This is a genomic window from Bradyrhizobium ferriligni (genome assembly GCF_056837965.1).
The window spans coordinates 38236-60849 of the sequence record NZ_JBXEJO010000014.1 but is presented as its reverse complement, the minus strand read 5'-3'; the positions used below and the strand labels follow the sequence as shown (position 1 = coordinate 60849).

Sequence of the window (22614 nt, the reverse complement as noted above, 5' to 3'; positions counted from 1 at the left end):
ACCGTCGTCACCACGCATCGCAGATGAATGACGGTGTTCGTTTCGGCCCAAGGTTCGCGACGGCGGCAACGTCGGATGCTGCTCCGGCGATGTGCGCCGGACTGATCAGCGGTTGGCGATGCTGCCGGCCTCGATTGGCGGGGCAACGTCGTCCCGATCGATCCGCGCTTCGCCCGCACGAATGCGTGACGGCCATCCGTGGCGCGAGGCCAGCATCGTCAGCTTGTCCCTGACCAGGTAATGCGCGGGACCTTCCAGGAAGCGCCAGACGAACCATGCCAGCACCACCATGCCCGTCACGACCAGCACGGTCGACAGCGCGTCCGGCGTTGGTGTGATCAGGAGCAGGATGACGTAGCCGAGCTGCAGATGCAGCAGATAGAGCGGGTAGGTGATGCCGCCGACGGCCCTGACGAGGCCCGCCGGCAGCGGCACCGACTTGATGCGGGTGGCGGCGAACACGATGCCGAGCGAGACGATGCAGATCGCCGTCACGACCATGGGATCGAAGCTGCCATGGGTGTGGACGCCGAGCCGCTCCAGCTTGTGCACCGCCTGGAATGTCGCCGTGCCCATCGCGAGCGTCAGCAGGCTGTACAGCCTGGTGTCGCGCCGTCCGCGGTAATGCTCATAGATCAGGAGGCCGACGGCGAAGAAGCCGCTGTCGTCGGCCACGAACAGTTTCTCGAACAGGGGAACGTCGATGGTGAGCTCGTTGGCGAAAGTGACTGCGATCCACGCCACGATGATCGTGTCGATCCGCCGCGGAAAGATGCCCCAGGCCAGGAACAGCGCGATCCAGGCGTAGAACACGACCTCGATCACCAGCGACCAATAGGCGTCGTCCATGTAGGGCTGACCGAGCATCGGGGCCGCGATGAACAGGTTTGCCAGCCATTGCCCCCACGTCACGTGGAAGTACGCGTGGCCCAGCAGCAGCGTCGCGAGAAAGGTCAGCGTCATGCAGATGACGAAGGTCGGATAGATGCGGCTGAAGCGGGCGATCGCGAAACCGATCGGCGTGCGGCCCTCGGCGGAATAGGCAATGACGAAGCCAGAGATCGCGAAGAACACGGGAACGCCGAGGAAGCCGTATTGCGCGACCGGGGCGAGGTACGGCATCGCCACCTTTTGCACGCCGTTCGATGCCACGCCCCAGAAGCCGTAGTGATACAGGATCACGGCCCCGACCGCGGCAAGCCGCAGCAGGTCCAGCACGGGAACCCGGGTTGGTTGTTTAGAAGCGCTCGGCATATATCCGCTATCGTGGCGGCGAGGCATGAAGGCGTTCTTAATCCGCGCGGCGAAACGACGGCGCGATCGTTCACGATTACAGGAGCCCCGTGGCGATGCCGGCGGCCGCGCTGAGCACCACCACCACGAGCGGCGGTGCGCGCCACGCCGTGAGCAGGACGAAGCCGGCCAGCGCGATGCCGAAATCGAGCGAACGGTGGACGCTGCTGGTCCACACCGGATTGTAGAGCGCGGCCCCCAGAATGCCGACGACGGCGGCGTTGACGCCGCGCATCATCGCCTGCGCCGCCGGCCGTTTGCGAAAGCTATCCCAGAACGGCAGCGCCCCGAGCAGGACGAGAATTCCCGGCAGGAAGATGCCGACGAGGCCGACGATCGCGCCCGGCATGCCGCCGATCACGGCGCCGAGGTAGGCGGCAAAGGTGAATAGCGGGCCCGGCACCGCCTGCGCGGCGCCGTAGCCGGTCAGGAACGCATCGTCGCCGATCCAGCCCGGCGTCACCACGGCTTCGCGCAGCAGCGGCAAGACGACGTGGCCGCCGCCGAACACCAGCGCGCCCGAGCGGTAGAAGGCTTCGAACAGGCCAAGGCCGGGCCATGTCCGCGACAGCAGCGGCAGTCCGACCAACAGCGCGACGAACAGGATCAGCGCTGCGACGCCAACGCGGCGCGATACCGGCATCGCGATATGGGTGACCCCGTTGGCCTGTTGGGCCCTGCAGAACCAGAACCCGGCGACGGCGCCGAGCACGATGGCGCCGATCTGCGCGATCGACGACGAACTTACGAGGATGACGAGTGCTGCGACCGTCGCGATCGAGGCGCGTTCGCGATCGGGACAGAGCGAGCGCGCCATGCCCCAGAAGGCCTGGGCGACGATCGCCACCGCGACCAGCTTGAGGCCGTGCACCAGGCCGGTACCCGCAGGACCGCTCAATCCGCTGGCGCCGAAGGCAAACAGCACCAGCGCGATCGCCGAGGGCAGCGTGAATCCGGTCCAGGCCGCCAGCGCCCCCAGGTACCCGGCGCGCATCAGGCCGAGCGAAAAGCCGACCTGGCTGCTCGCCGGGCCCGGCAGGAATTGGCAGAGCGCGACCAGATCCGCATAGGCCTGTTCGTCAAGCCAGCGCCTGCGGGTGACGAACTCGTCGCGGAAATAGCCGATATGGGCGATCGGGCCGCCGAAGCAGCTGACGCCGAGCTTGAAGAAGATGAGCAGCACCTCCAGCGGCGAGTGCGTCGAGCTCGCGGTGGCGGGCGCTGTGCCTGGCTGCGGGACGTCGGTGTCGTTCAAGCGTCGTCAATTCCCTGGCTGGCGTCCCAGGTCAGGACTCGTCAGCGCGAGCATATCGCCGTTCGATGATGTTTGAGCGCGCTATTTCCCGCGGCTCACTCGTAGCGGATGTTCTTCGACGGCCGGCGCGCGGCGGGCATCGCCAGCACGACGAGACAGAGCGCGATCATCGCCAATCCCATAAATTCGAATGCAAATGCGTCCACGGGCCATTCTCCCCCATCAGAAACAGTTAGACTTGTTGGGGGAGCGTTGACGCGCTGTTAAGCCTTATGGTTACCGCTGCCGGCCTCGGCGCATGGTGGAGAGTGAGTTAACGCTCACATGGGGGAACTCAAGCGCGGTGGTCACCGCGCTTGAGCTCTCTGTTTGCGCATGATCTCCGCGCAAACGCGTTCCGCGCTTGTCGCGCCGGAAAACCGCTTTGCACTTTTCCGGATCATGCTTTAGGCGGCCACGCTCAAGGGCCCGGTGCGCAGCTTAAGATTCACCGGCGTCGGGTTCCGCAGGATGTCCAGCACGGGGCAATGACGGTCGACGGTTTCCTTCAGCCGGGCGATGTCGGCCGCGGAGGCCGGACTGTCGATGGCGACCTCGGCCTCGATCTGCTGGAAACCAGCTCGCACGTCTGGATCGACGCTGAAGAAGCCGCGCAGATCGATGGCGCCCGACAGCTTGACGGATACACCGTTGAGGGGAATGCCGAGCGCGTCGGCATAGAGCCGATAGGTGATCTCCTGGCATGAGCCGAGCGCGGCGAGGATGTACTCGACCGGGTTCGGTGCGGTGTCCTGGCCGCCCAGCGCCGGCGGCTCGTCGACGCTGACGTTGAATTGCCGCACGGCAACGCGGCTATTGACGCCGTCGCCGAGTTGCGAAGTCGCCTGGAACACGGCCTGCGCCTGCGCCGGATCGGCGCCAAGCGCCTGCTGGGTGTCTGCGAAAACCTGCTTGAACCTGAAGCTCATCGTTCGTCTTCCCCATGGCATCGATGATGCGAGGCTGATCGAACGGCTCACGCGGGGCAATAGTCGCGGGATAAAAACGACAGCAGCTCCGCGAAGCGCGAAATTTTCAGCAGCATTTTTCCCGCGCGCGTAAATGCGTAGGATGAGTAGAGCCAACGGCTCTACACATCCGGCGTTACGCGGCGAGGGCGTCCTGGTTGATCTCGCCCTTGGCGAGCGCCGTCAGCAGCGTGTCGACGTGCCGCTCTTCGTCGAGACTGTCGTGCAGGAGCCGCTGGTCGTCGCGCAGGTTGAGCTGGCCGGCGAGGGCGGCCGCGCTGCCATAGGCGGCGATCTCGTAATGCGCGAGCTTCTGCGCCGACGCGACGAGGCCGGCATCGCGCAGATTGTCGTCGGGCAGCAGCGAGACCATCTTGGCGGTCTCGTGGATCAACGCCTGCATGGCCTGGTCGGTGTGCTCCAGCGGATCGGCGCCATGCATCCGCAGCAGCGATTTCAGCCGCTCGCCCTGCACGATGGTCTCGCGGTGATGGCGGCTGAACGCATCCTTGAGCGACGGATGCGAAGCGATCTCCGCCATCCGCGCCAGCGCCACGGCGAGTTGCTCCTCGACGCTTGCGAGTTCCTGAAGCTCGGCGACATACATGTCCTTGAAGCTGGTGATCCTCATCGTGAAACCCTTCTTGTTTCGGTGCTCAGGCGGTGTGGCCGCCGGAACCGGAATCGATCGGCGTTTTCTTGGCACGTTGTGGCGTCATCTTCGCCGGATCCGCTTGCCCGGGCACGCCGCGCGGCCCGAGTTGCCGGCGCTGCAGATCGTCCTCGGAGAAGGGCGGCTCGACGCCGTTCGGGTTGCTGCGCTCGATCGCGGCTTTCAGATCGTCGTCGCGCTGGTTCATGCTGGCGCTCCATCATCTCGGCGGCACGGAACCTGGATCGGACGAGGCCGCACGCTCCGCGCTGCCCGGCCAACGATGCGCGCGCGAAATCGTTGCAAACAAATCAGGGGCGCGGCGCCACGCCACCGGCCGGAATGCGCAGGACAGGGAGGGCCGACGGGAGCTGCGCGAGCGCCGATCGATTACTCGGGCGCGGACTTGAGCGTCGACCTGGCCTTCTCTTGCTCGCCGTTTGGTTGTAGTCTGGCATCATAGTTGAGCGATACGGGTCGATGTCCATTGTTGGAGCGTCGATGCCCGATTGAAACGCAAGTCTATTTTGGGATGGCAGATGAATTCCTCGACGGTTCGCATTGTGGCCACGCCGAGAACGGCTCAGTGGATCAAGAGTTCGTATGACGCCTATTTTCGCGCCGTGACCAAGAAGGAAATTCCTGTCCTGTCCTGCCCGGACGAACTGAAGCCAAATCGGGCAGATGATGCCAACGATCGTCTTTGGGTGATTACCGTGGCGGATCCCTCGCACGGTCATGTCATCGATTGGCACACGATGACCGCACTGCGCGCGCGCGATCGACGCATCGGAATCTGCCTTGTGGTTGCCTGGATCGCCGCCTTCTATGCTGCGATGTTCCTTGTCTTCGAACGCGGAGTGTGGATCACAATCCTCGCGTTTTGTGGTCTCATCTGCCTGAGCGCATTGATTGTCTGGTTTGCAGCGATGCCGAACAGGCGGATATTCGCGTCTCTCACGAGAGTGGAATTTCCGATTGAACTGACCCAGGCGATCAAGCAAACCGCGCGACGTAAGCAGGTGTCCTCCATGGTTGGGAAGATCGTCGGGGGCGTCGGTGGGCTGGCTGCGGGTGGCGCCGTGCGTGCCATCATCGATAGCGATGGCGCTGCAAAAGTTGCAGAGGAGCTATCGAAAGCGCTGCTCGAAGCTGGCGGCGAGGTGATGACCGAGACCCTGGCTCATCGTCCGGTGTCCTTAGAATCCGAGATGGGGGCGGGATAATTCGGCGGGTCGCCCGGCATTTGCGGCTGCTTTCTCGTGCGTGAGTGGCTTCACGTCCCGCAGAACGTCTGCGTCACGCGCTGCTCGGGGAGCGGCGGATCGGCATAGGCCGCGTATTGCGGCTGGTTCTCGTAGGGCTTTGCCAGCACCGTCAGCAATTCCTCGAACGGCGTGTAGTCATCCGAGTTCACCGCAGCCGCAATCACCGCCTCGATGCGGTGGTTGCGCGGGATGAAGGCCGGATTGACGGCACCCATCGCGGCCTTGCGCTCGGCCGGCGTTTGCTGTTCCAGCGCGAGGCGGGCGCGCCAGCGGGCGGCCCATTCGTCGAACGCTGCGGGATCGGTGAACTGCGCGCGGACGTCGGCGGTGTCATCGCTCGCGGCTTCGCCGAGATGGCGGAAGGTCAGCGTGAAGTCGGCCGCGTTCTTGGCCATCGCGTCCAGCAGATCCTGGATCAGCGCCTCGTCGCCGTCGCGTGTGGTGAACAGGCCGACCTTGGCGCGCAGCCCGGCGTTATAGGCTGCGGTGAACTTTTCGGGGAATTCGCCGAGGATCACTTGCGCCTGTTCGATCGCCTTCTCCTGCTCGTCAGCGAACAGCGGCAGCAGGCATTCGGCGAGCCGGGTCAGATTCCACAACGCGATGCGCGGCTGGTTGGCATAGGCGTAGCGGCCCATCTCGTCGATCGAGGAGAACACCTGCGCTGGGTTGTAGGCATCGAGGAAGGCGCAGGGACCGTAATCGATGGTCTCGCCCGAGATCGAGGTGTTGTCGGTGTTCATCACGCCGTGGATGAATCCGACCAGGAGCCAGCGCGCGACCAGCGCGGCCTGCCGCGCCACGACACCGGCGAGCAGGGCGTGATACGGCTGGGCGGCGTCCTTCAGCTCTGGATAGTGCCTGGCGATGACATGGTCGGCGAGCGCGCGCACGCCGTCGGTGTCGCCGCGGGCGGCGAAGAACTGGAAGGTGCCGACGCGGATGTGGCTCGCGGCGACGCGGGTCAGCACCGCGCCGGGCAGGGCGGTCTCGCGCATCACGGGCTCGCCGGTGACGACCGCCGCAAGTGATCTGGTGGTCGGGATGCCCAAGGCGAACATCGCCTCGCTGACGATGTATTCGCGCAGCACCGGACCGAGCGCGGCGCGGCCGTCGCCGCGGCGGGAGAACGGGGTCGGGCCGGATCCCTTGAGCTGGATGTCGCGGCGGACGCCGTCCCTGTCGATGACCTCGCCGAGCAGGATGGCGCGGCCGTCGCCGAGCTGGGGAACAAAGTGTCCGAACTGGTGGCCGGCATAGGCCATGGCGATCGGGTCGGCGCCGTCAGGCAGCCGCTTTCCGGCAAGGATTTCGGCGCCCTCCGGCGTCGAGAGCAGGTCCGGGTCCAGCCCGAGCTGGACCGCGAGCGCCCGGTTCAGCTTGATCAGCCGCGGGGAGGCCACCGGGGTCGGCGCGACGCGGGCGAAAAAGTTCGCCGGCAGCGCCGAATAGGTGTTCTGGAACGGGAAATGGATGGTCATATCCCGAAGATAGGCCTGCGGGCCGAATAGGCAAACGATTGGCGGCCACCTGGCGCTGGATCGCCGTAAAATGTGCGGTTTCGGGCCAAAAGTGGGCGTTCCCTTGGTTGCCGCCCCGAGCGGGCTCGGGTAAACCCAGCGCCTTCGGATAGGAAATTTCCTATCGCGATTCTCCTCCGACATCAGTTTTTTGGACAGACTATGCATCGCTACCGGTCACACACATGCGGCGCGCTCCGAGAGGGCGATATCGACCAGACGGTCCGGCTTTCGGGTTGGGTTCACCGGGTCCGCGACCATGGCGGCGTGCTGTTCGTCGATCTGCGCGACCATTACGGCATCACCCAATGCGTGGCCGATCCGGACTCGCCGGCGTTCGCCGAGGTCGAGAAGTTCCGCTCCGAATGGGTGGTGCGGATCGACGGCAAGGTGCGCCGCCGTCCCGCCGGCACCGACAATCCGGAGCTGCCGACCGGCATGGTCGAGATCTACATCAAGGAGATCGAGGTGCTGGGCCCGGCGGCCGAGCTGCCGCTGCCGGTGTTCGGCGAGCAGGAATATCCCGAAGATATCAGGCTCAAATACCGCTTCCTCGACCTGCGTCGCGAGAAGCTGCACCAGAACATCATGACCCGCGGCGCGGTGGTTGATTCCATGCGCAAGCGGATGAAGGAGCAGGGCTTCTTCGAATTCCAGACCCCGATCCTGACGGCGTCGTCGCCGGAAGGCGCGCGCGACTTCCTGGTGCCGTCGCGCATCCATCCCGGCAAGTTCTACGCGCTGCCGCAGGCGCCGCAGCAGTACAAGCAGCTGCTGATGATGTCGGGCTTCGACCGCTACTTCCAGATCGCGCCGTGCTTCCGCGACGAGGACCCGCGCGCCGACCGCCTGCCGGGCGAGTTCTATCAGCTCGACGTCGAGATGAGTTTTGTGACCCAGGACGACGTGTTCGCGGCGATGGAGCCTGTCATCACCGGCGTGTTCGAGGACTTTGCCAAGGGCAAGCCGGTGACGAAGAACTGGCCGCGGATTCCGTTCGCGGAGGCGGTGCGCAAATACGGCTCCGACAAGCCCGACCTGCGCAACAAGATCGTGATGCAGGAAGTCTCCGAGCACTTCCGCGGCTCCGGCTTCAAGGTGTTCGCGCGGATGCTGGAAGACCCGAAGAACCAGGTCTGGGCGATCCCCGGCACCGGCGGCGGCAGCCGCGCGTTCTGCGACCGCATGAACTCCTGGGCGCAGGGCGAAGGCCAGCCCGGCCTCGGCTACATCATGTGGCGCGAGGGCGGCGAGGGCGCAGGTCCCTTGGCGAACAACATCGGCCCGGAGCGGACGGCTGCGATCCGCGACCAGCTCGGCCTCAAGGAAGGCGATGCGGCGTTCTTCGTCGCCGGCGATCCCGAGAAGTTCTGGAAGTTCGCGGGTCTCGCGCGCACCAAGCTCGGCGAGGAATTGAACCTGATCGACAAGGACCGGTTCGAGCTCGCCTGGATCGTCGACTTCCCGATGTACGAGTATGACGAGGAGAACAAGAAGGTCGACTTCTCGCACAACCCGTTCTCGATGCCGCAGGGCGGCCTCGACGCGCTGACGTCGCAGGACCCGCTGACCGTCAAGGCGTTCCAGTACGACATCGCCTGCAACGGCTACGAGATCGCCTCCGGCGGCATCCGCAACCACAAGCCGGAAGCGATGGTGAAGGCGTTCGAGATCGCGGGCTATGGCGAGCAGGAGGTCATCGACCGTTTCGGCGGCATGTACCGTGCGTTCCAGTACGGCGCCCCGCCGCATGGCGGCATGGCGGCCGGCCTCGACCGCATCGTGATGCTGCTCTGCGGCACCAACAATCTGCGCGAGATCTCGCTGTTCCCGATGAACCAGCAGGCCATGGACCTGCTGATGGGCGCGCCATCGGAAGCAACGCCGAAGCAGCTCAAGGAGCTGCACATCCGCACCAACCTGCCGGCGAAGGGTTAGGCGGAAGGAAGAGTGAAACCGTAGCCCGGATGGAGCGAAAGCGAAATCCGGGGCGGTCCCTCCTGCGGCGACGCTGTTCCCGGATTGCGCTTCGCTCCATCCGGGCTACGGGTGGGAGAATCACAACCCCGTCGAGGCCTCGATCCGGAATTGCGCCAGCGCCGATTGCGGATCGGTCTTGAGCAACTGCATCAATTGAAGCGCCGGCGCTTTCGCGCGCGGGGTCAGCTTGATGACCAGCGTCTGGCCCGGCGTCTCGATGAACTGGCTGATCGCGGTAAGGAGGGCGCTGGCGTCGGGATTGCCGCCGCCGATCTCGCCGCCCTGCGCCTTGATGGCGTCGAGGATGACCTTGCGCGCCTCGTCGCGGCTAACGTTCCAGGTGCGCGCAAATTGAGCGACCGCGAGATCGATGACGCCGAGGTCGTGAACCGTGAGCTCGATCGTGCCCGTCTCGATCTGCGCGGCCGCGCCCATGGCTTCCGCGGCGCTGGTCGAGAATGCCTCGCGCGGCACGTTGCCGAGCGCGACCTTCGCCGACGCGTTCAACAGGCCCGCCATGTCGAGCTTGACCGGCTCGAGTTCGAACGCGCGTGACGCCTCGGTCCAGGCGGCGCCGAGATCGGCATCGACGGCCATCCGGTCGATCCCGGCGGCGACGAGCGGTTGCTGCCGCGGATCGGCTGCGTCCAGCGGCGCCGCCAGCTTCGCGACCAGCCGCAGCTTGCTCGGGATCGATCCGACGAACTGGCCCCAGTCGAGACTAAAGACATCGATGTTGACCGGCTTGCCGGTGGCTTTGTAGGTCGACGCGACACCCTTGACTTCGACGCCCTCGATCAGCGGCAACAACGCCAGCGCCTGTTCAGCGGACGGCTTCTGCGCAGCGAACTGTGCCGAGAGCCGCATGAAGCTGGCAACGTCCAGCGACTTCAGCGCGAAGCGTCCGACCTTGATGGGACCGTTCGGCGCACGGGTATCGAGTCCCTCGACCGCAAGCTCGCCGATCTTGCCGTGTTCGAAGTTGAACCGCATCGAGGCGAGCTTGAGCGGGCCCTGCGGCGTCTCGACCGAGAGCCCATGCATCTCAGCATTTGCAATTCCGATGCCCGAATAGAGGCCGGCGACCTTGTCCAGCAGTTCGCGCGCCTGGGCGGCAGACGGCGGCGGACTCCGTTGCGGCGGGATCATTGCCAGCAGCACCGGCAGCTGCATCCGTGCCGGGTTGATCCTGACGTCGTCGACGGTGATGCCGTCGATCCGCATGTTCACGCCTGGCGTCGCGGTGATGACATAAGGACCGGCCGAAACGCGTCCCTGAACCCGGTACTCCCTGTCATCGTTGGCCCTGCCTGGATCGAATATCGCCGCCATCGCGCCGACGTCGATGTCGGCCGCGGCGACATTGGCGAGTTCGCCAGTCAGCTTGATCGGCTTGCCTGCTGCCTGCTGGTTGATCGTGAACACAACCTTGCCGGTCTTGCTGGACGCGATCTTTCCGTCCTTCATGTTTTCGATGGCGATGCCCGAATAGGCGAATTCGCCGCCGGCGCCGTCGCCGGCTTTTGTGGCGGCGCTGAAGGTCATCGTTCCGGTCAAGCTGGGCGCAGTGACCGATGACGCGTTGATGCTCGCGAGCAGTCCGAACGCGGACCGGTACAGTTCGAAGATCGACGACGAGGCCGGAAGCTGGGGCAGGCTGGCGGGGCCGGAATAATCCTTCACCGTGATCCGCGGCGCCTTGTAGGTCAGTGAGGTGATCGTCGGGGTCGGTCCCGCCACGCCGATCTCGATATCGCTCAACTCGACATTGCCGGCGGAGACCCGCGCCGTGTCGGTTTGACCGAGGCCGGTCATCGTGAGACTGGCAATCTTGACGCTGACCGGGGATTGCGTCCCCGACTCGGTCGCGACGTCCGCGATCGTCAGGGTGCGGCTCTTGACGTCGAAGGTGATCTTGCCGTGGCTCGCCTTGGCGCCGGTGGCGCGGACCTGCTCGAACGCGGCCTCGACGTCGCGGGTGACCCGGCGCTGGGCATAGAAGTCGAAACCGAAGTAGCCGCCGGCCGCGAGGACTGCGACGGCGATCAGGCCGAGCAGAATTTTCTTCATTCGGTCAACTCCGGATCATCAAGGGAAAAAAATTGCCAATCCCCGGCGGAATGGCGCGGGGAGGGGCAGGCGTCGATGAACGGCCGGCCCGGCCCTGTTGACGGGGACATTATCCGATGTTGCATCCAAGCGGCTGGACATGCTTCACATCCGGCTCGATTTGCCGGACAAATGACTTTCGCCTGGATTAGCACAGAAACAAGAAATTTGGGCCGGAAACGCGGGGAGTACGCATGTCGTCATCGTCTGAAGAACTCCATAACGCGGCGCTCGCCTATCACCGGCTGCCGCGGCCGGGCAAGCTCGAGATCCAGGCGATCAAGCCGCTTGCCAACCAGCGTGACCTGGCGCTGGCCTATTCGCCGGGCGTGGCCGCCGCCTGCACCGAGATCGCCAAGAACCCGGCCGAGGCGGCCTCGCTCACCGCCCGCGCCAATCTGGTGGCCGTGGTCTCGAACGGGACCGCGGTGCTCGGTCTCGGCAATATCGGTCCGCTGGCCTCCAAGCCCGTCATGGAAGGCAAGGCGGTGCTGTTCAAGAAATTCGCCGGCATCGACGTGTTCGACATCGAGATCAAGGCCGACACGATCGAGCGCGTGGTCGAGACCGTTGCCGCACTGGAGCCGACCTTCGGCGGCATCAACCTCGAGGACATCCGCGGACCTGAGTGCTTCGAGATCGAGGCGCAGCTCAAGGAGCGCATGAAGATTCCGGTCTTCCATGACGACCAGCACGGCACCGCCATCATCGTCGCCGCCGCGATCGTCAACGGGCTGTTGTTGAACGGCAAGCAACTGTCCGACGTGAAGATCGTCTGTTCGGGCGCGGGCGCGGCTGCGATCGCAACCCTCAATCTGCTGGTCTCGATGGGGGCGCAGCGCAAGAACATCTGGGTCTGCGACATCGACGGTGTGGTCTATGAGGGCCGCAACACCACGATGGATCGCTGGAAGGCGGTCTATACCCAGAAGACCGACGCACGCGTGCTCGCCGACGTCATTCCGGGCGCGGACATCTTCATCGGCCTGTCGGCGCCGGGCGTGCTGAAGCCCGAAATGGTCAAGCAGATGGGCGACAAGCCGCTGGTGATGGCGCTTGCCAATCCGGTGCCGGAGATCATGCCGGATGAGGCGCGTCTGGCGCGTCCCGACGCGATGATCTGCACCGGACGGTCGGACTTCCCGAACCAGGTCAACAACGTGCTCTGCTTCCCCTTCATCTTCCGCGGCGCACTCGATGTCGGCGCCACCGCGATCAACGAGGCGATGAAGCACGCCGCGGTCGACGCGATCGCGCAGCTCGCGCGCGATCCGCCGTCGGATGCGGTGGCCCATGGTTTCGAGAGCGGCGAGACACAGGGGTTCGGCCCGGGCTCGCTGATCCCGAGCCCGTTCGATCCGCGCCTGATCCTGCGCATCGCGCCGGCGGTGGCCAAGGCCGCGATCGAGTCCGGCGTCGCGACCCGGCCGATCACCAATTTCGACGAATACGCTGCCAACCTCGAACGCTTCGCCTTCCGCTCCGGCCTCACCATGAAGCCGGTGTTCGCCAAGGCGAAGACCCAGCCGGTGCGCGTGATCTACGCCGAAGGCGAGGACGAGCGCGTGCTGCGCGCAACGCAGGTGGTGCTCGAGGAGAAACTGGCGCGGCCGATCCTGGTCGGCCGGCCGTCGGTGGTCGAGACCAGGATCAAGCGCTTCGGCCTGTCGATCAAGGCCGGCCGCGATTTCGACCTGATCAATCCCGAGGACGATCCGCGCTACCGTTCCTATGTGCAGTCCTATATCGACGTCGCCGGCCGGCGCGGCGTGACGCCGGAGGCCGCGCGGACCGTGGTCCGCACCAACAATACGGTGATCGCGGCGCTTGCGGTCTCGCGTGGCGAGGCCGACGCGATGCTGTGCGGCGTCGAGGGCCGCTACATGAGCCATCTGCGCCATGTCCGCGAGATCATCGGCTTTCTGCCGGGTGTCAGCGACTATGCCGCGCTGGCGCTGATGATCACCTCCACCGGCGCGCATTTCCTCGCCGATACCCAGGTGCGGCCGAACCCGAGCGCGGAGGAGCTCGCCGAAGTGGCGTCGCTTGCGGCAATCCACGTCCAGCGCTTCGCCTTCAAGCCGAGGGTCGCCTTCGTGTCACATTCCGACTTCGGCAGCTATGACACGGATTCCTCGCGCAAGATGCGGCGGGCAACCCAGCTCCTGAAGGACAAGCATCCGGAGATCGAGGCCGACGGCGAGATGCAGGGCGACACCGCGCTGTCGGCTGCGGCACGGCGCCTGGTGCTGCCGCAGTCGCGGCTGGAAGGCGAGGCCAACATCCTGATCATGCCGAACCTCGATGCCGCCAACATCGCCTACCAGATGATCAAATCGCTGGCCAACGCGTTGCCGGTGGGGCCGATCCTGATCGGTCCGGCGCGCCCGGCGCACATCCTCACCCCCGGCGTGACGGCGCGCGGCATCCTCAACATGACGGCGGTTGCCGCCGTCGAAGCCCAGGAGCGCGCCGGCCGCGCGCAGCCGACGCTGTTCGGCTGACGGCCGTTGTTTGAGCACGTTATGTTCGGAAAACCGCAGCGGTTTTCCGCATCGTGTTTGAACCGGGATGGATTCGATTTGATCGAGGCAGGCGGAGCGACCATAATCGCTTCGCCTGCTTCGTCCGATTTCCGCCATCCAGTGAGGCCGACCCATGCCAGCGTTCATCACCTTCGGGCGGATCCTGTTCGCCGTGCTGTTCCTGTATTCGGGAGCGAGCAAGCTGTTCGGCATCCAGGCGACGGCAGATCTGCTGGCGGCCAAGGTGACGATCCCGGCCGTGGTCGCGCCCTATACGCAGCAGATCGAAGCCGCCGTCGGCATGCCGTTCATGCAGCTGCTGGCGATCACGATCGGTGGCTTCGAGATCGTCGCGGGGCTGATGATCGCGGTGAACGTGCTGGCGCGGTTCTTCGCGATCCTCCTGATCATCTTCGTGTGCTTCGCCACCTTCTACTTCCATGATTTCTGGAATCAGCCGGCGCCCGACAATCTCAGGACGCTGATCGATGCGCTGAAGAACCTGTCGCTGATCGGCGCGCTATTCATCATCGCCGGCTACGGCCGCGGCCCGCGCCGCGACGACCCGGCCTATGGGGACGTGTAGGACGATACGGCGTAGGATGGGTAGAGCCGCTTTCAACCCACGCGCCGCCACGGCGTCACGCTGACGTCATGCGCGGCGTCGATCAGTTCCGGCGCGCCGGCGTGCAGGCCGTGCGCTGACAGCACCTGCTGCGGGCTGCGTGCGGGGACGCCGGGAAAGCACGGCTCGCCATCGGGGATGCGCACCTTCGGCGCGACCGAGAGCCAGAACGTGTCGTAGCGGTCCATGAACATGCCGAACACGCCGGGCCCGCCGATGATCGCGACCATGCCCGAGGTCACGCCGGCCTCGCGGCTCGCGGTCTCGAATGGGCAGCCGGCGGGATTCCACAACAGCGCCTTCGGATTAGCGGGGTCGGGCGCGGTGACCGCGACCTTGCTGGTCAGGATCAGGCGCCGCCGCCTTGGCGCGTTCGGCTGCTCTTCCTGGGAGTGACGGCCATGCACGACGAGGTCGGCGCGGTCGAGGGCCGCGGTGAAGAAACGCTTGTCGCCCTCGATCCTGAGATCGTCGGGCATCACATTCCGCGCATTCGCCAGCCGGCCATCGGCGGAGACGATGACGAAGCCTTCGATACGCAGCGCACCCACCAGGATTGTCGCCGGCGCTATTGCTGATCGACGGTCGTGACGACGCTGTTCACCGGGCGCGAGCTTACGGTCGGCAGCTTGACGTCCTTGGCGAGCTCCTGCTCGTATTGCGGCAGCACCGTCACCGGGAACTTGGCGCGCATCGCGACCACCTTGTAGCCGCCGGCCTTGAGCTGCGTCAGTAGCGTGGGCAGGGCTTCCGCGGTGTGCTTCTGGAAGTCGTGCATTAGGATGATGCCCTTGCCGAGCTTGTTCAGCTTCTTCATCACGGTGTCGATCACCTGCTGCGGCTTGCTCGCCTTGAAGTCGAAGGAGTCGAGGTCGCAGGAGAAGATCGCGATGTTGCGGTTGCCGAGATAGGTCACCATCTCCGGCGGATGCTGCAGCGCCGGGAAGCGGAAGAACGGCGAGGGTGAGGTCTCGAGCGCCCACTTGACCGCGGCGTAGCCGCGCTCGATCTCGTCCTTCTTCTGATCCTCGGTGAGCTTCTTGTTGTTCAGATTGGCGTGCGACCAGGTGTGGGCGCCGACCGTGTGGCCGGCGGCATAGACCTGCCGCAGGATTTCGGGGTGATAGGTCGCGTGCTTGCCGATCGGGAAGAAGATGCCCGTGGTACATTCATCCGCGAGCGCCTTCAGCACGGCCGGCGTGTTGCCCGGCCACGGGCCGTCGTCGAAGGTCAGCACCACCTCATGGTCGCGCAGGAAGTCGAGTTGCTTGAAATGCTCGAAGCCGAAGCCGGGACCGCCGGTGGTGTCGATCTCGACCGTGCGGCCGACGCCGAGCGCGTTCGGATTGTTGCAGGCGGCGCGCGCCGGCTGCGGCGGTTGCTTCGGCGGAACCGGGGCTGCCGTTGCGGTTGCCGGTGCCGGGGCTGCGGCGGCGGGCGCGGGGGCCGCGGCCGCTGGTGCTGCCGGTGCCGCGGTGGCGCCCTTGGCGGGCGGCGTCTGCGACCAAGCTGCGCTCGACGCGAGCAACGATACGGTCCCTGCGAAAATCAGACCTGTCGCAATGCGCATGGCGTGTTCCCTGCTGATCGCGCTCCCGGCGCCGGCAATGCCGCGACCGGGTCGCTTCGCCCCCAACCGATCGTACCCTAGTCGCAGTGGCGACGCCAAGGCAATGAACGTGGCGAGCGCGTGTCCAAAATCCTCGTCGGATCAGTTAATTCCGGGGATTATCGCGATATCTCAGGCGGCCGCCAGTGCCCGTGCGATCCCGGTCTTGATGCGCGTGTCGTCGGGCGCAACCGACTCAGCGAAAACGTCGGCGATGTAGCCGTCGCGGCCGATCAGGTATTTGTGAAAATTCCAGCGCGGCACGTCCTTGGGCCGGGCCTCCGCCGCCCAGCGGTAGAACGGATGCGCGCTCGCGCCGCGGACGATTGCTTTCGCCGCGATCGGGAAGGTGACGCCATATTGATGCTGCGCAGTCTCGGCGATCTCGGTCGGGCCGCCGGGCTCCTGGCCGCCGAAATCATTGGAGGGGACGCCGATGATGACGAAGCCGCGATCGCGGAATTCGGTCCAGAGTTGCTGCAGGCCGGCGTATTGCGGCGTGAAGCCACAAAGCGAGGCCGTGTTCACGATCATCAGGGGACGGCCGGCGTAGTCGGCTAGTCTGATATCGCCGCCGCCGAGTGCCGGGAATGAGAAGGCGTAGGCGGTGATCCGGCTCATCGCGGGCTGCTCGGCATGCAGCGGGCGGGATGCTGCGGCTGCGGCTATCGCGGCCACGATCAGTGTCCTGCGGTCCATCATGGTCTCGTCCCCGGAACAGATGTCGTGGACATCATAATCCAGCGGGCCGGCTCAGGCTTTCAAGAAGGCGTTATGGGCGGGCCCAGTTGGTCGCCCGTACGGAGACCTCAGCGCAGCGGCAGGATGAAGTCGGTGCCTTCGCCGGTCTCGCCCTGGTTCACGCCAAGGTCGGAGACGATGATCGATCCGCCGGTGCCGAGCGCTTCGCTGATCCGCGCCATCACGTCGGCCGGAATGGAGATGCGGTCGAGCGCCTCGGCCGGGGTGTTGGTCACCGGCTGCGGCTTGGCCTCGGCCACCGCTGCGGCCGCGACCTTGCGGCGATGCGACGCGCGCTCCTCGACGTCGATGCGGCCAGCGTTACGGGTCGGCAGCGTCACCACCGACCAGCGCAGCAGGTTCGTATCGGTCTTGTCGGCTTGCGCGGTGAACACATGCGTGCCGAGCGGCCGGTCGCTCGCCGCAATCGTCACCGGCACCTCGAACAGTGGCGCGAAATTCTGCCGCACATAGAGTTTGGAATCCTTGCGGCTGATGAACACCGCGATCTGGCCGGCGCGCTTCGACACGTCGATCCTCGCGACGCCCGGCAGCCGCGCCGGATCCTTCTTGGCGTCGGGCGTATCGGCGGCTGCCTCGGCGGGCTTGTCATCGGCCTTCGATGCGTCGGTCTTCGATGCGTCGGTCTTCGACGCGTCGGTCTTGGGCACCTCGGCAACGCCGGGCTTGGCGGCGTCCACCTTCGGCTCGTCGGCTTTGGCTTCCGCCTTCACCGGATCGCTTGCGGAGACCTCGCTCTTTGGCGTGTCGGTGCTGGCGGTGGTTTCGCCGATCGTCCTGTCATCTGTGGTCGTATTGCTGTCGCGGGCGGCCGAATTGGCCTCGGCCGGCTTGTCGGCGGCGGCCGTCTCGGACTTGTCCGCTGCGAGCTTCTCCGCGATGGGGTCGCGCGCTGTGGAAGAGGACGCATCGGACATCGTCACCGACGCACTCGCTGCCGGCATCGCGCTGCTGGCGTCGGCGGTGTGGGTGTTGTCGCGCAGCGACGCGGCGGCATGGCCGACGCTGCTGCGCAAATCGAGACTGGACTGCTTGTCGGCGCCCTTGTCGCTCTTCACGCCGAGCGGCGCATCCATCTTCAGTATGTCGTCGGCGACCGGCTGCTGCGGCGCCACCTTCTGCGTGACCAGCAGCGGATGGGAGAAACTCTCCGGAGAGATCGTGCCCGGCGTGACGAACACGCGGGCGCCCATTCGCGTCCAGTTGTACATCTTGACCGCGAACGACATCGGCATGCGGATGCAGCCATGGGAGGCCGGATAGCCGGGCAGCACGCCGGCGTGCATGGCGATGCCCGACCAGGTGATGCGCTGCATATACGGCATCGGCGCGCCGCTGTAGATGTTGGACTGGTGATACTTCTGCTTCTGGATGACGCTGAAGACACCCATTGGGGTCGAGTGCCCCTTCATGCCCGTTGACACCGGGCTCTCGGCATAGAGGCCGTTGGCGTCGTAGAGGCTGACCCGCTGCTGGTCGATCGAGACCGAGATGATCAGGGGACCCTGCGGCTTGCCGCCGGCCTCCTTCTCGAGCGCCGGATTCTTCTTGGCCGTGTTGCGCTTCGGCTTCTGCCGGTGCGGCTGTGGCATCGGCTCGTAGTCGCCGTAGAAGGCGGAGTCGCGATTCCAGTAATAGAGCGCTGCATCGGCCTGTGTGGAGGCGGCGACGGTGCCGGCGGTCGTCAGAATTGCAAGCTGCCAGAACCGCTCATTCGCAACATCAAAAATCGAAATCCGCCGTCCACCTGCGCGCATATTCCGAATCCCAGTCCAAGCTACCTGTTGGTTGTCGCAGACGCACAACGCGTTCACCAGCGCAAGCGTTCTAACCCTTCCGTGAGGGGCGAATTTTCGACGAAAGAGTAGCAAAAAAGCCTCACAAGAGGTTAAAGCGCGCGGTCCGATCACCGAACTGTCAGCGCCTTCCTGTGCGGCGTTTGCGCACTACATAGGCGGGACCCACCCGCGGAGACCTCAATGACATCGAGATATGTGAGCTTGTGTGACCTGCGACGGTTGTCTCGCTGGGGATGCGCGGTGCTGCTGACGTTGCTGGCTTTGGGGCAGGCAGGTCCCGCGGCCGCGGCCGACGAGCCGGACCTGATCTTCCGCCGCTCCACCGTGTTCAAATGGGTGAGCCCCAACGACAAGCTCGCGACCTATGGCGTCGACGATCCCGAGGTAGAGGGCGTCGCCTGTCACTTCACGGTGCCGGAGAAGGGCGGCTTCAAGGGCTGGCTTGGCCTTGCCGAGGAAGTCTCCGATATCTCGCTGGCGTGCCGGCAGATCGGGCCGATCCGCTTCAAGACCAAGCTCGGGCAGGGCGACGACATGTTCAGCAAGCGCCGGTCGCTGTTCTTCAAGAAGATGCAGATCGTGCGTGGCTGCGACGCCAAGCGCAATGTGCTGGTCTACATGGTCTATTCGGACCGCCTGATCGAGGGCTCGCCAAAGAACTCGACGTCGTCGGTGCCGATCATGCCGTGGGGCGCGGCCGATGCCGCCGTGCAGAAGTGCGGCGAGTTCATTCAATAGCTGGAGCAGGGGCTTGGCCCAGGCGGCTGAGGCGGTGGGCGAGCTAGCGCTCGGTTTGCCCGAACTGCTTCGCGCTGATGCGAAGGCCCGGCTTGACCTTCGAATCGCGGCAGCCGACGAGGCGGACCAGCTTCTGCGGTGCGCACTCATTGTCGCCCATGACGTAGGCGCCTTGCTGCGGCATCGCGGCCGTCATCTGCTGCTGGCCGGATTTGCTCGCCGCGGATTCATTGCCAACACCTATGTTGCCATTGCCCACGACTGATATCCTTCGTTGGATCGGGAGGGATTACCACAACGTGCCACCGCGAAGATGGTTGCACGGCGCCCAGATGAGTCGGCCAAACCGCCGCCCGGTTCACCGCCGTACTTGCTGTGCTGCTTCCTCTCTCAGCAGAGGAACGTTAACAAAACGCGCTAGCTCGTTCAGTTTGCATGCATAATTGGCCGTTGCTCCGGCAGTGGCCGGGGTCGGGCATTGGCGCGCGAAGTTTTCAACAGCCTTTCGGCCACGCTCCTGCCGTTGAAATCATTGGTGTTTTCCGGCGAATGTTTCGTGGACCGCTGGTCGACGAAACAATTCCAGGTCCGACGAAACCATTTTCGGCTTGTTCCGCAGAACTCCGGAAACGGCAGATCGTTATCAGACCGTCACACAACGGCGCCGGATGCCGAGCGGAATAACGGAGACTGTCAGATGCGGACCATGAGCCTGATCCTCGCCTTCGCCTTTGTGATGGCCGGTTCGTCGATGGCAGGCTCCCCGGACAGCGGTTTGCCCGGAATCGGCACCTTCTCCTATAACGGCTCGCCGGTGGTCACCCCGGCCCCGATGGTGATGGCACAGGCTAACTGATCGCGACGCAAAAAATAGAACTGCCGGTAAAGGCTCCCCCATGGTGCTCCGTATCTGTTCCGCCATCTTGGCATCGCTCGTCCTGATGGGCCCCTTTGCGGGCGCCGCGCAGGCCCAATCCCAGCTCCCGCTCGAATCGATGCAGATCCGCTCGCTGTACCGTGTGCCTGAACCGCGCGACGAGTTCGTGCGGCAATGCGCGCCGCACATGCTTGGCCGCTGGGCGCATCCCGAGGCCGTGTGCGGCTGCCTGCACGACCACGCCGCCGCGACGGTGGACGATCCCGACCTGCGCCAGGCGCTGCTGCGCGGCATCAGCGAGACCGGCGTGCCGACCATCGAGACCGATTGGGTGCCGCCGTCCAAGCAGGGCGAGATCGGCCCGACCTTCACCAAGATCGCCAAGCCGACCCTGCAATGCATGTTCGAGCCGGTCTCGAACTGAGCCGCGCATCAAAGCGATGAGGACCGCAGCGCCTCGCGACAGCGGGGCGTTTTACTTTTTGGCGAGGCGCGGCACGCAGCTGCTGGTCCGCACCACGCCGTTCTGGCTCAGCCTGGAGCCGACGACCTGCTTGATCTGCCCGGCCGGGCACGAGCCGTCATCGACAAGGACGCGCTGGCCGACCCGCAGATCGACGATGTCGCCCTCGCGCATGTAGGACTGCTCTGCTGCGGCGGATTGCGCCATCGCGCCAAGAGCTGCGACGCTGACCAGCGCGACGAATCCCAAGCGCAGCATCGCGGCCTCCTTCACTTGTTCTGGATCTTGAGCCCGTCGGGGCCGACATTGATCTGAAGGCCTTCGGGCTGCTTCTTCGCCTGATAAAGATTGTACCCGAGCATGCCTGCGATCACGATCAGCGCGGCGATCACGAGATACAGGACGTTGCGATTTGGCATCCGGTATCTCCGTAAGCTCGCACTGGAGCGTTTTCAAGCGAAGTGGATATCGGTTCGCGTGAAGAAAACGCTTCGAAACAAGGATCAAGAGCCCCGTTCCGATTCCATCGGAACGGAAGGCTCTGACTCAACGCGTGCGACCTTAGTCAGATGACTGCGATTCTCCTAGAGCGCCGCGGCTGGACGGATACCTTGCGCGTCCCACGCAATGCAGTCAGCGTTGTCTTCGCCAGTCGTTCCGCCGACGCGACGAGTTGCGGAACCGGATGACCGGAAAATCCCAGCACGAAGCCGGGCAGTGGCGGCGCGCGATGATAGGTCTCGGCGAGCAGCCAGCCGCCGACGCCGGCATTAGCCTTTGCCTGCGCGGCAATCAGCGGATCGGTCGCGGGATCGAGCCGCGCCACGAGGTGCAGGCCCTGCGAGGGCACGGGAACCGTGAGCTCGCCCTCGGTGGCATTAGCGAGCGTCGACGCCAGGACGTCGCGCGCCTCACGATAGAGTTTGCGCGATTTGCGTAAGTTGGCGGCGAAGGCGCCGGAGTTCAGCATGTCGGCGACCGCGCCTTCCATCAACGTGGCGGGAAAGCGGTCGAGCGCGGCGCGCGCCGCCGTCACCGGACCGATCAAGGCTTCGGGCAGCGCGCAATAGCCGATCCGCAATCCCGGAAACAGCGTCTTCGCAAACGTGCCCATGTAGATCACGCGGCGCAGATGATCGATGCCGGCTAGCGACAGCAGCGGCGCGCCATCGTAGCGGAACTCGCTGTCGTAATCGTCTTCGAACACGAAGGCACCGGCATCCTTGGCCCAGTCGAGCAGCTCGAGCCGGCGCGGCATCGACATCTGCACACCGAGCGGAAACTGGTGCGAGGGCGTGACATAGGCGGCGCGCGCTTGCGGCGCGGACGCGCGCCCCTTGTCGATGCGCATGCCCGACATGTCGACCGGCACCGACACCGGACGATAGCCGCAATGCTCGATCGCACGCCGCGCCGCCGGATAGCCGGGGTCTTCGCACCAGACCTGGTCGCCGGGCCTGAGGATCGCCCCGAGCACGATGCGCAGCGCATGCAGCGTGCCCGAAGCCAGCATGATCTGGTCGGGGTCGCAGCGCAGCCCGCGGGCCGACAGCAGATGGTCCGATATCGCCGCGCGCAATTCGCTGCTGCCGCGGGGATCGCCGTAATGCAGATGCTCGGACCCGAACGCGCGCAGCCTGCGCCCGGCAAAGGCGCGGAAGCGCTGCAGCGCGCGCTCGTCGATATGGGTGCAGCCGAGCGACAGCGCATTGTGCTGCGGCGGCTCGATCGCGATCCTTGCGCGGCGCGGCGCGGCGGCCTGCGCCGGAATGCGCGCCGCGACGAAGGTTCCGGAGCCCGTGGTTGCCACCGCAAAGCCGTCGGCGATCAGCCGCTCATAGGCCGTGGTGACGGCGTTGCGGCGGAAGCCGGTCTGTCTGGCGAGCGCGCGCGACGGCGGCAGCGGCTCGCCCGGCTTGACGAGGCCGCCGACGATCGCGTGGCACAGCGCCTGATAGAGCCGCTGCTGCGAGGCCGCGCCCGGCGTCACGTGCGGGCCGCCGAGGTCGAGCGGCAGCTCGGTCTTGCGCGCCGCAGGCTCCCGGGAATTGGTCGGAATTTTTCGCATGGAATTGGCACTATCGCAGACCAAATGGGCCGCTACAACTCAGGACAGATTCCAGATTTCGAAA

22 protein-coding genes are annotated in these 22614 nt (G+C 65.3%); 7 read left to right on the top strand and 15 right to left on the bottom strand.

Annotation, left to right across the window (positions count from 1 at the left end; translation table 11 throughout):
- Nucleotides 1-105: 105 nt before the first annotated feature.
- The 5 genes from AC1VNY_RS10700 to AC1VNY_RS10680 all read right to left on the bottom strand — a co-directional run bounded on the left by AC1VNY_RS10700 (nucleotide 106) and on the right by AC1VNY_RS10680 (nucleotide 4415).
- Complete coding sequence (locus AC1VNY_RS10700) at nucleotides 106-1254, bottom strand: acyltransferase family protein (protein ID WP_482405115.1); 1149 nt, start codon at nucleotides 1252-1254, stop codon at nucleotides 106-108.
- Between the two features lie 76 nt (nucleotides 1255-1330).
- Nucleotides 1331-2548: a chromate efflux transporter gene (gene chrA, locus AC1VNY_RS10695; RefSeq protein ID WP_482405114.1), complete on the bottom strand. Its 1218-nt coding sequence runs from the start codon at nucleotides 2546-2548 to the stop codon at nucleotides 1331-1333.
- A 446-nt stretch (nucleotides 2549-2994) separates the two neighbouring features.
- The gene (locus AC1VNY_RS10690) at nucleotides 2995-3516 is read right to left on the bottom strand and encodes an OsmC family protein (protein WP_482405113.1); all 522 of its coding nucleotides are present in this window, start codon (nucleotides 3514-3516) and stop codon (nucleotides 2995-2997) included.
- A gap of 175 nt (nucleotides 3517-3691) precedes the next feature.
- Complete coding sequence (locus tag AC1VNY_RS10685) at nucleotides 3692-4186, bottom strand: YciE/YciF ferroxidase family protein (protein ID WP_028344824.1); 495 nt, start codon at nucleotides 4184-4186, stop codon at nucleotides 3692-3694.
- A gap of 25 nt (nucleotides 4187-4211) precedes the next feature.
- The gene (locus AC1VNY_RS10680) at nucleotides 4212-4415 is read right to left on the bottom strand and encodes a hypothetical protein (RefSeq protein WP_482405112.1); all 204 of its coding nucleotides are present in this window, start codon (nucleotides 4413-4415) and stop codon (nucleotides 4212-4214) included.
- A gap of 331 nt (nucleotides 4416-4746) precedes the next feature.
- Between AC1VNY_RS10680 and AC1VNY_RS10675 the strand changes: the two genes are divergently transcribed.
- On the top strand, nucleotides 4747-5433 hold the full coding sequence (locus AC1VNY_RS10675; protein WP_482405111.1) for a hypothetical protein: 687 nt from the start codon (nucleotides 4747-4749) through the stop codon (nucleotides 5431-5433).
- Nucleotides 5434-5483: 50 nt separating this feature from the next.
- Here AC1VNY_RS10675 and AC1VNY_RS10670 read toward each other — a convergent pair whose 3' ends face one another.
- Nucleotides 5484-6956, bottom strand: a complete 1473-nt coding sequence (locus tag AC1VNY_RS10670) for a protein adenylyltransferase SelO (protein WP_482405110.1) — start codon at nucleotides 6954-6956, stop codon at nucleotides 5484-5486.
- A gap of 201 nt (nucleotides 6957-7157) precedes the next feature.
- Between AC1VNY_RS10670 and aspS the strand changes: the two genes are divergently transcribed.
- Nucleotides 7158-8933, top strand: coding sequence for an aspartate--tRNA ligase (aspS, locus tag AC1VNY_RS10665; RefSeq protein ID WP_482405109.1), 1776 nt, complete (start codon nucleotides 7158-7160; stop codon nucleotides 8931-8933).
- A gap of 120 nt (nucleotides 8934-9053) precedes the next feature.
- On the opposite strand, the gene AC1VNY_RS10660 is transcribed toward aspS, so the two are convergent.
- Complete coding sequence (locus tag AC1VNY_RS10660) at nucleotides 9054-11045, bottom strand: hypothetical protein (RefSeq protein ID WP_482405108.1); 1992 nt, start codon at nucleotides 11043-11045, stop codon at nucleotides 9054-9056.
- Between the two features lie 233 nt (nucleotides 11046-11278).
- On the opposite strand from AC1VNY_RS10660, the gene AC1VNY_RS10655 reads away from it, so the two are divergent.
- Both AC1VNY_RS10655 and AC1VNY_RS10650 read left to right on the top strand, forming a co-directional pair.
- Nucleotides 11279-13588, top strand: coding sequence for an NADP-dependent malic enzyme (locus tag AC1VNY_RS10655; RefSeq protein WP_225647189.1), 2310 nt, complete (start codon nucleotides 11279-11281; stop codon nucleotides 13586-13588).
- Between the two features lie 154 nt (nucleotides 13589-13742).
- Nucleotides 13743-14195 carry a DoxX family protein gene (locus tag AC1VNY_RS10650; RefSeq protein ID WP_028344830.1) on the top strand — a complete coding sequence of 151 codons (453 nt, stop codon included), beginning with the start codon at nucleotides 13743-13745 and terminating at the stop codon, nucleotides 14193-14195.
- Nucleotides 14196-14227: 32 nt separating this feature from the next.
- Here AC1VNY_RS10650 and AC1VNY_RS10645 read toward each other — a convergent pair whose 3' ends face one another.
- The 4 genes from AC1VNY_RS10645 to AC1VNY_RS10630 all read right to left on the bottom strand — a co-directional run bounded on the left by AC1VNY_RS10645 (nucleotide 14228) and on the right by AC1VNY_RS10630 (nucleotide 18362).
- Nucleotides 14228-14785 carry a dihydrofolate reductase family protein gene (locus tag AC1VNY_RS10645; protein WP_482405107.1) on the bottom strand — a complete coding sequence of 186 codons (558 nt, stop codon included), beginning with the start codon at nucleotides 14783-14785 and terminating at the stop codon, nucleotides 14228-14230.
- A 17-nt stretch (nucleotides 14786-14802) separates the two neighbouring features.
- Entirely contained in the window at nucleotides 14803-15804 is a 1002-nt protein-coding gene (locus AC1VNY_RS10640) for a polysaccharide deacetylase family protein (RefSeq protein WP_253601123.1), read from the bottom strand.
- A 171-nt stretch (nucleotides 15805-15975) separates the two neighbouring features.
- Entirely contained in the window at nucleotides 15976-16545 is a 570-nt protein-coding gene (locus AC1VNY_RS10635) for a glutathione peroxidase (protein ID WP_375764472.1), read from the bottom strand.
- A gap of 107 nt (nucleotides 16546-16652) precedes the next feature.
- On the bottom strand, nucleotides 16653-18362 hold the full coding sequence (locus AC1VNY_RS10630) for a L,D-transpeptidase (protein ID WP_482405106.1): 1710 nt from the start codon (nucleotides 18360-18362) through the stop codon (nucleotides 16653-16655).
- Nucleotides 18363-18584: 222 nt separating this feature from the next.
- Here AC1VNY_RS10630 and AC1VNY_RS10625 point away from each other — a divergent pair, with 222 nt between their 5' ends.
- Nucleotides 18585-19142 (top strand): CreA family protein, encoded by a 558-nt coding sequence (locus tag AC1VNY_RS10625; RefSeq protein WP_482405105.1) that lies wholly within the window; start codon nucleotides 18585-18587, stop codon nucleotides 19140-19142.
- 43 nt (nucleotides 19143-19185) lie between these two features.
- Here AC1VNY_RS10625 and AC1VNY_RS10620 read toward each other — a convergent pair whose 3' ends face one another.
- Nucleotides 19186-19401, bottom strand: a complete 216-nt coding sequence (locus AC1VNY_RS10620) for a hypothetical protein (RefSeq protein ID WP_482405104.1) — start codon at nucleotides 19399-19401, stop codon at nucleotides 19186-19188.
- A 219-nt stretch (nucleotides 19402-19620) separates the two neighbouring features.
- On the opposite strand from AC1VNY_RS10620, the gene AC1VNY_RS10615 reads away from it, so the two are divergent.
- Both AC1VNY_RS10615 and AC1VNY_RS10610 read left to right on the top strand, forming a co-directional pair.
- Nucleotides 19621-19998: a hypothetical protein gene (locus AC1VNY_RS10615; protein WP_482405103.1), complete on the top strand. Its 378-nt coding sequence runs from the start codon at nucleotides 19621-19623 to the stop codon at nucleotides 19996-19998.
- Between the two features lie 40 nt (nucleotides 19999-20038).
- On the top strand, nucleotides 20039-20443 hold the full coding sequence (locus AC1VNY_RS10610) for a hypothetical protein (protein ID WP_482405102.1): 405 nt from the start codon (nucleotides 20039-20041) through the stop codon (nucleotides 20441-20443).
- Between the two features lie 51 nt (nucleotides 20444-20494).
- Here AC1VNY_RS10610 and AC1VNY_RS10605 read toward each other — a convergent pair whose 3' ends face one another.
- The 3 genes from AC1VNY_RS10605 to pdxR form a co-directional block, all read right to left on the bottom strand.
- Entirely contained in the window at nucleotides 20495-20740 is a 246-nt protein-coding gene (locus tag AC1VNY_RS10605; RefSeq protein ID WP_051110164.1) for a DUF6719 family protein, read from the bottom strand.
- 11 nt (nucleotides 20741-20751) lie between these two features.
- On the bottom strand, nucleotides 20752-20901 hold the full coding sequence (locus AC1VNY_RS10600) for a hypothetical protein (RefSeq protein WP_482405101.1): 150 nt from the start codon (nucleotides 20899-20901) through the stop codon (nucleotides 20752-20754).
- Nucleotides 20902-21047: 146 nt separating this feature from the next.
- On the bottom strand, nucleotides 21048-22550 hold the full coding sequence (gene pdxR, locus AC1VNY_RS10595) for a MocR-like pyridoxine biosynthesis transcription factor PdxR (protein ID WP_482405100.1): 1503 nt from the start codon (nucleotides 22548-22550) through the stop codon (nucleotides 21048-21050).
- Nucleotides 22551-22614: the final 64 nt, after the last annotated feature.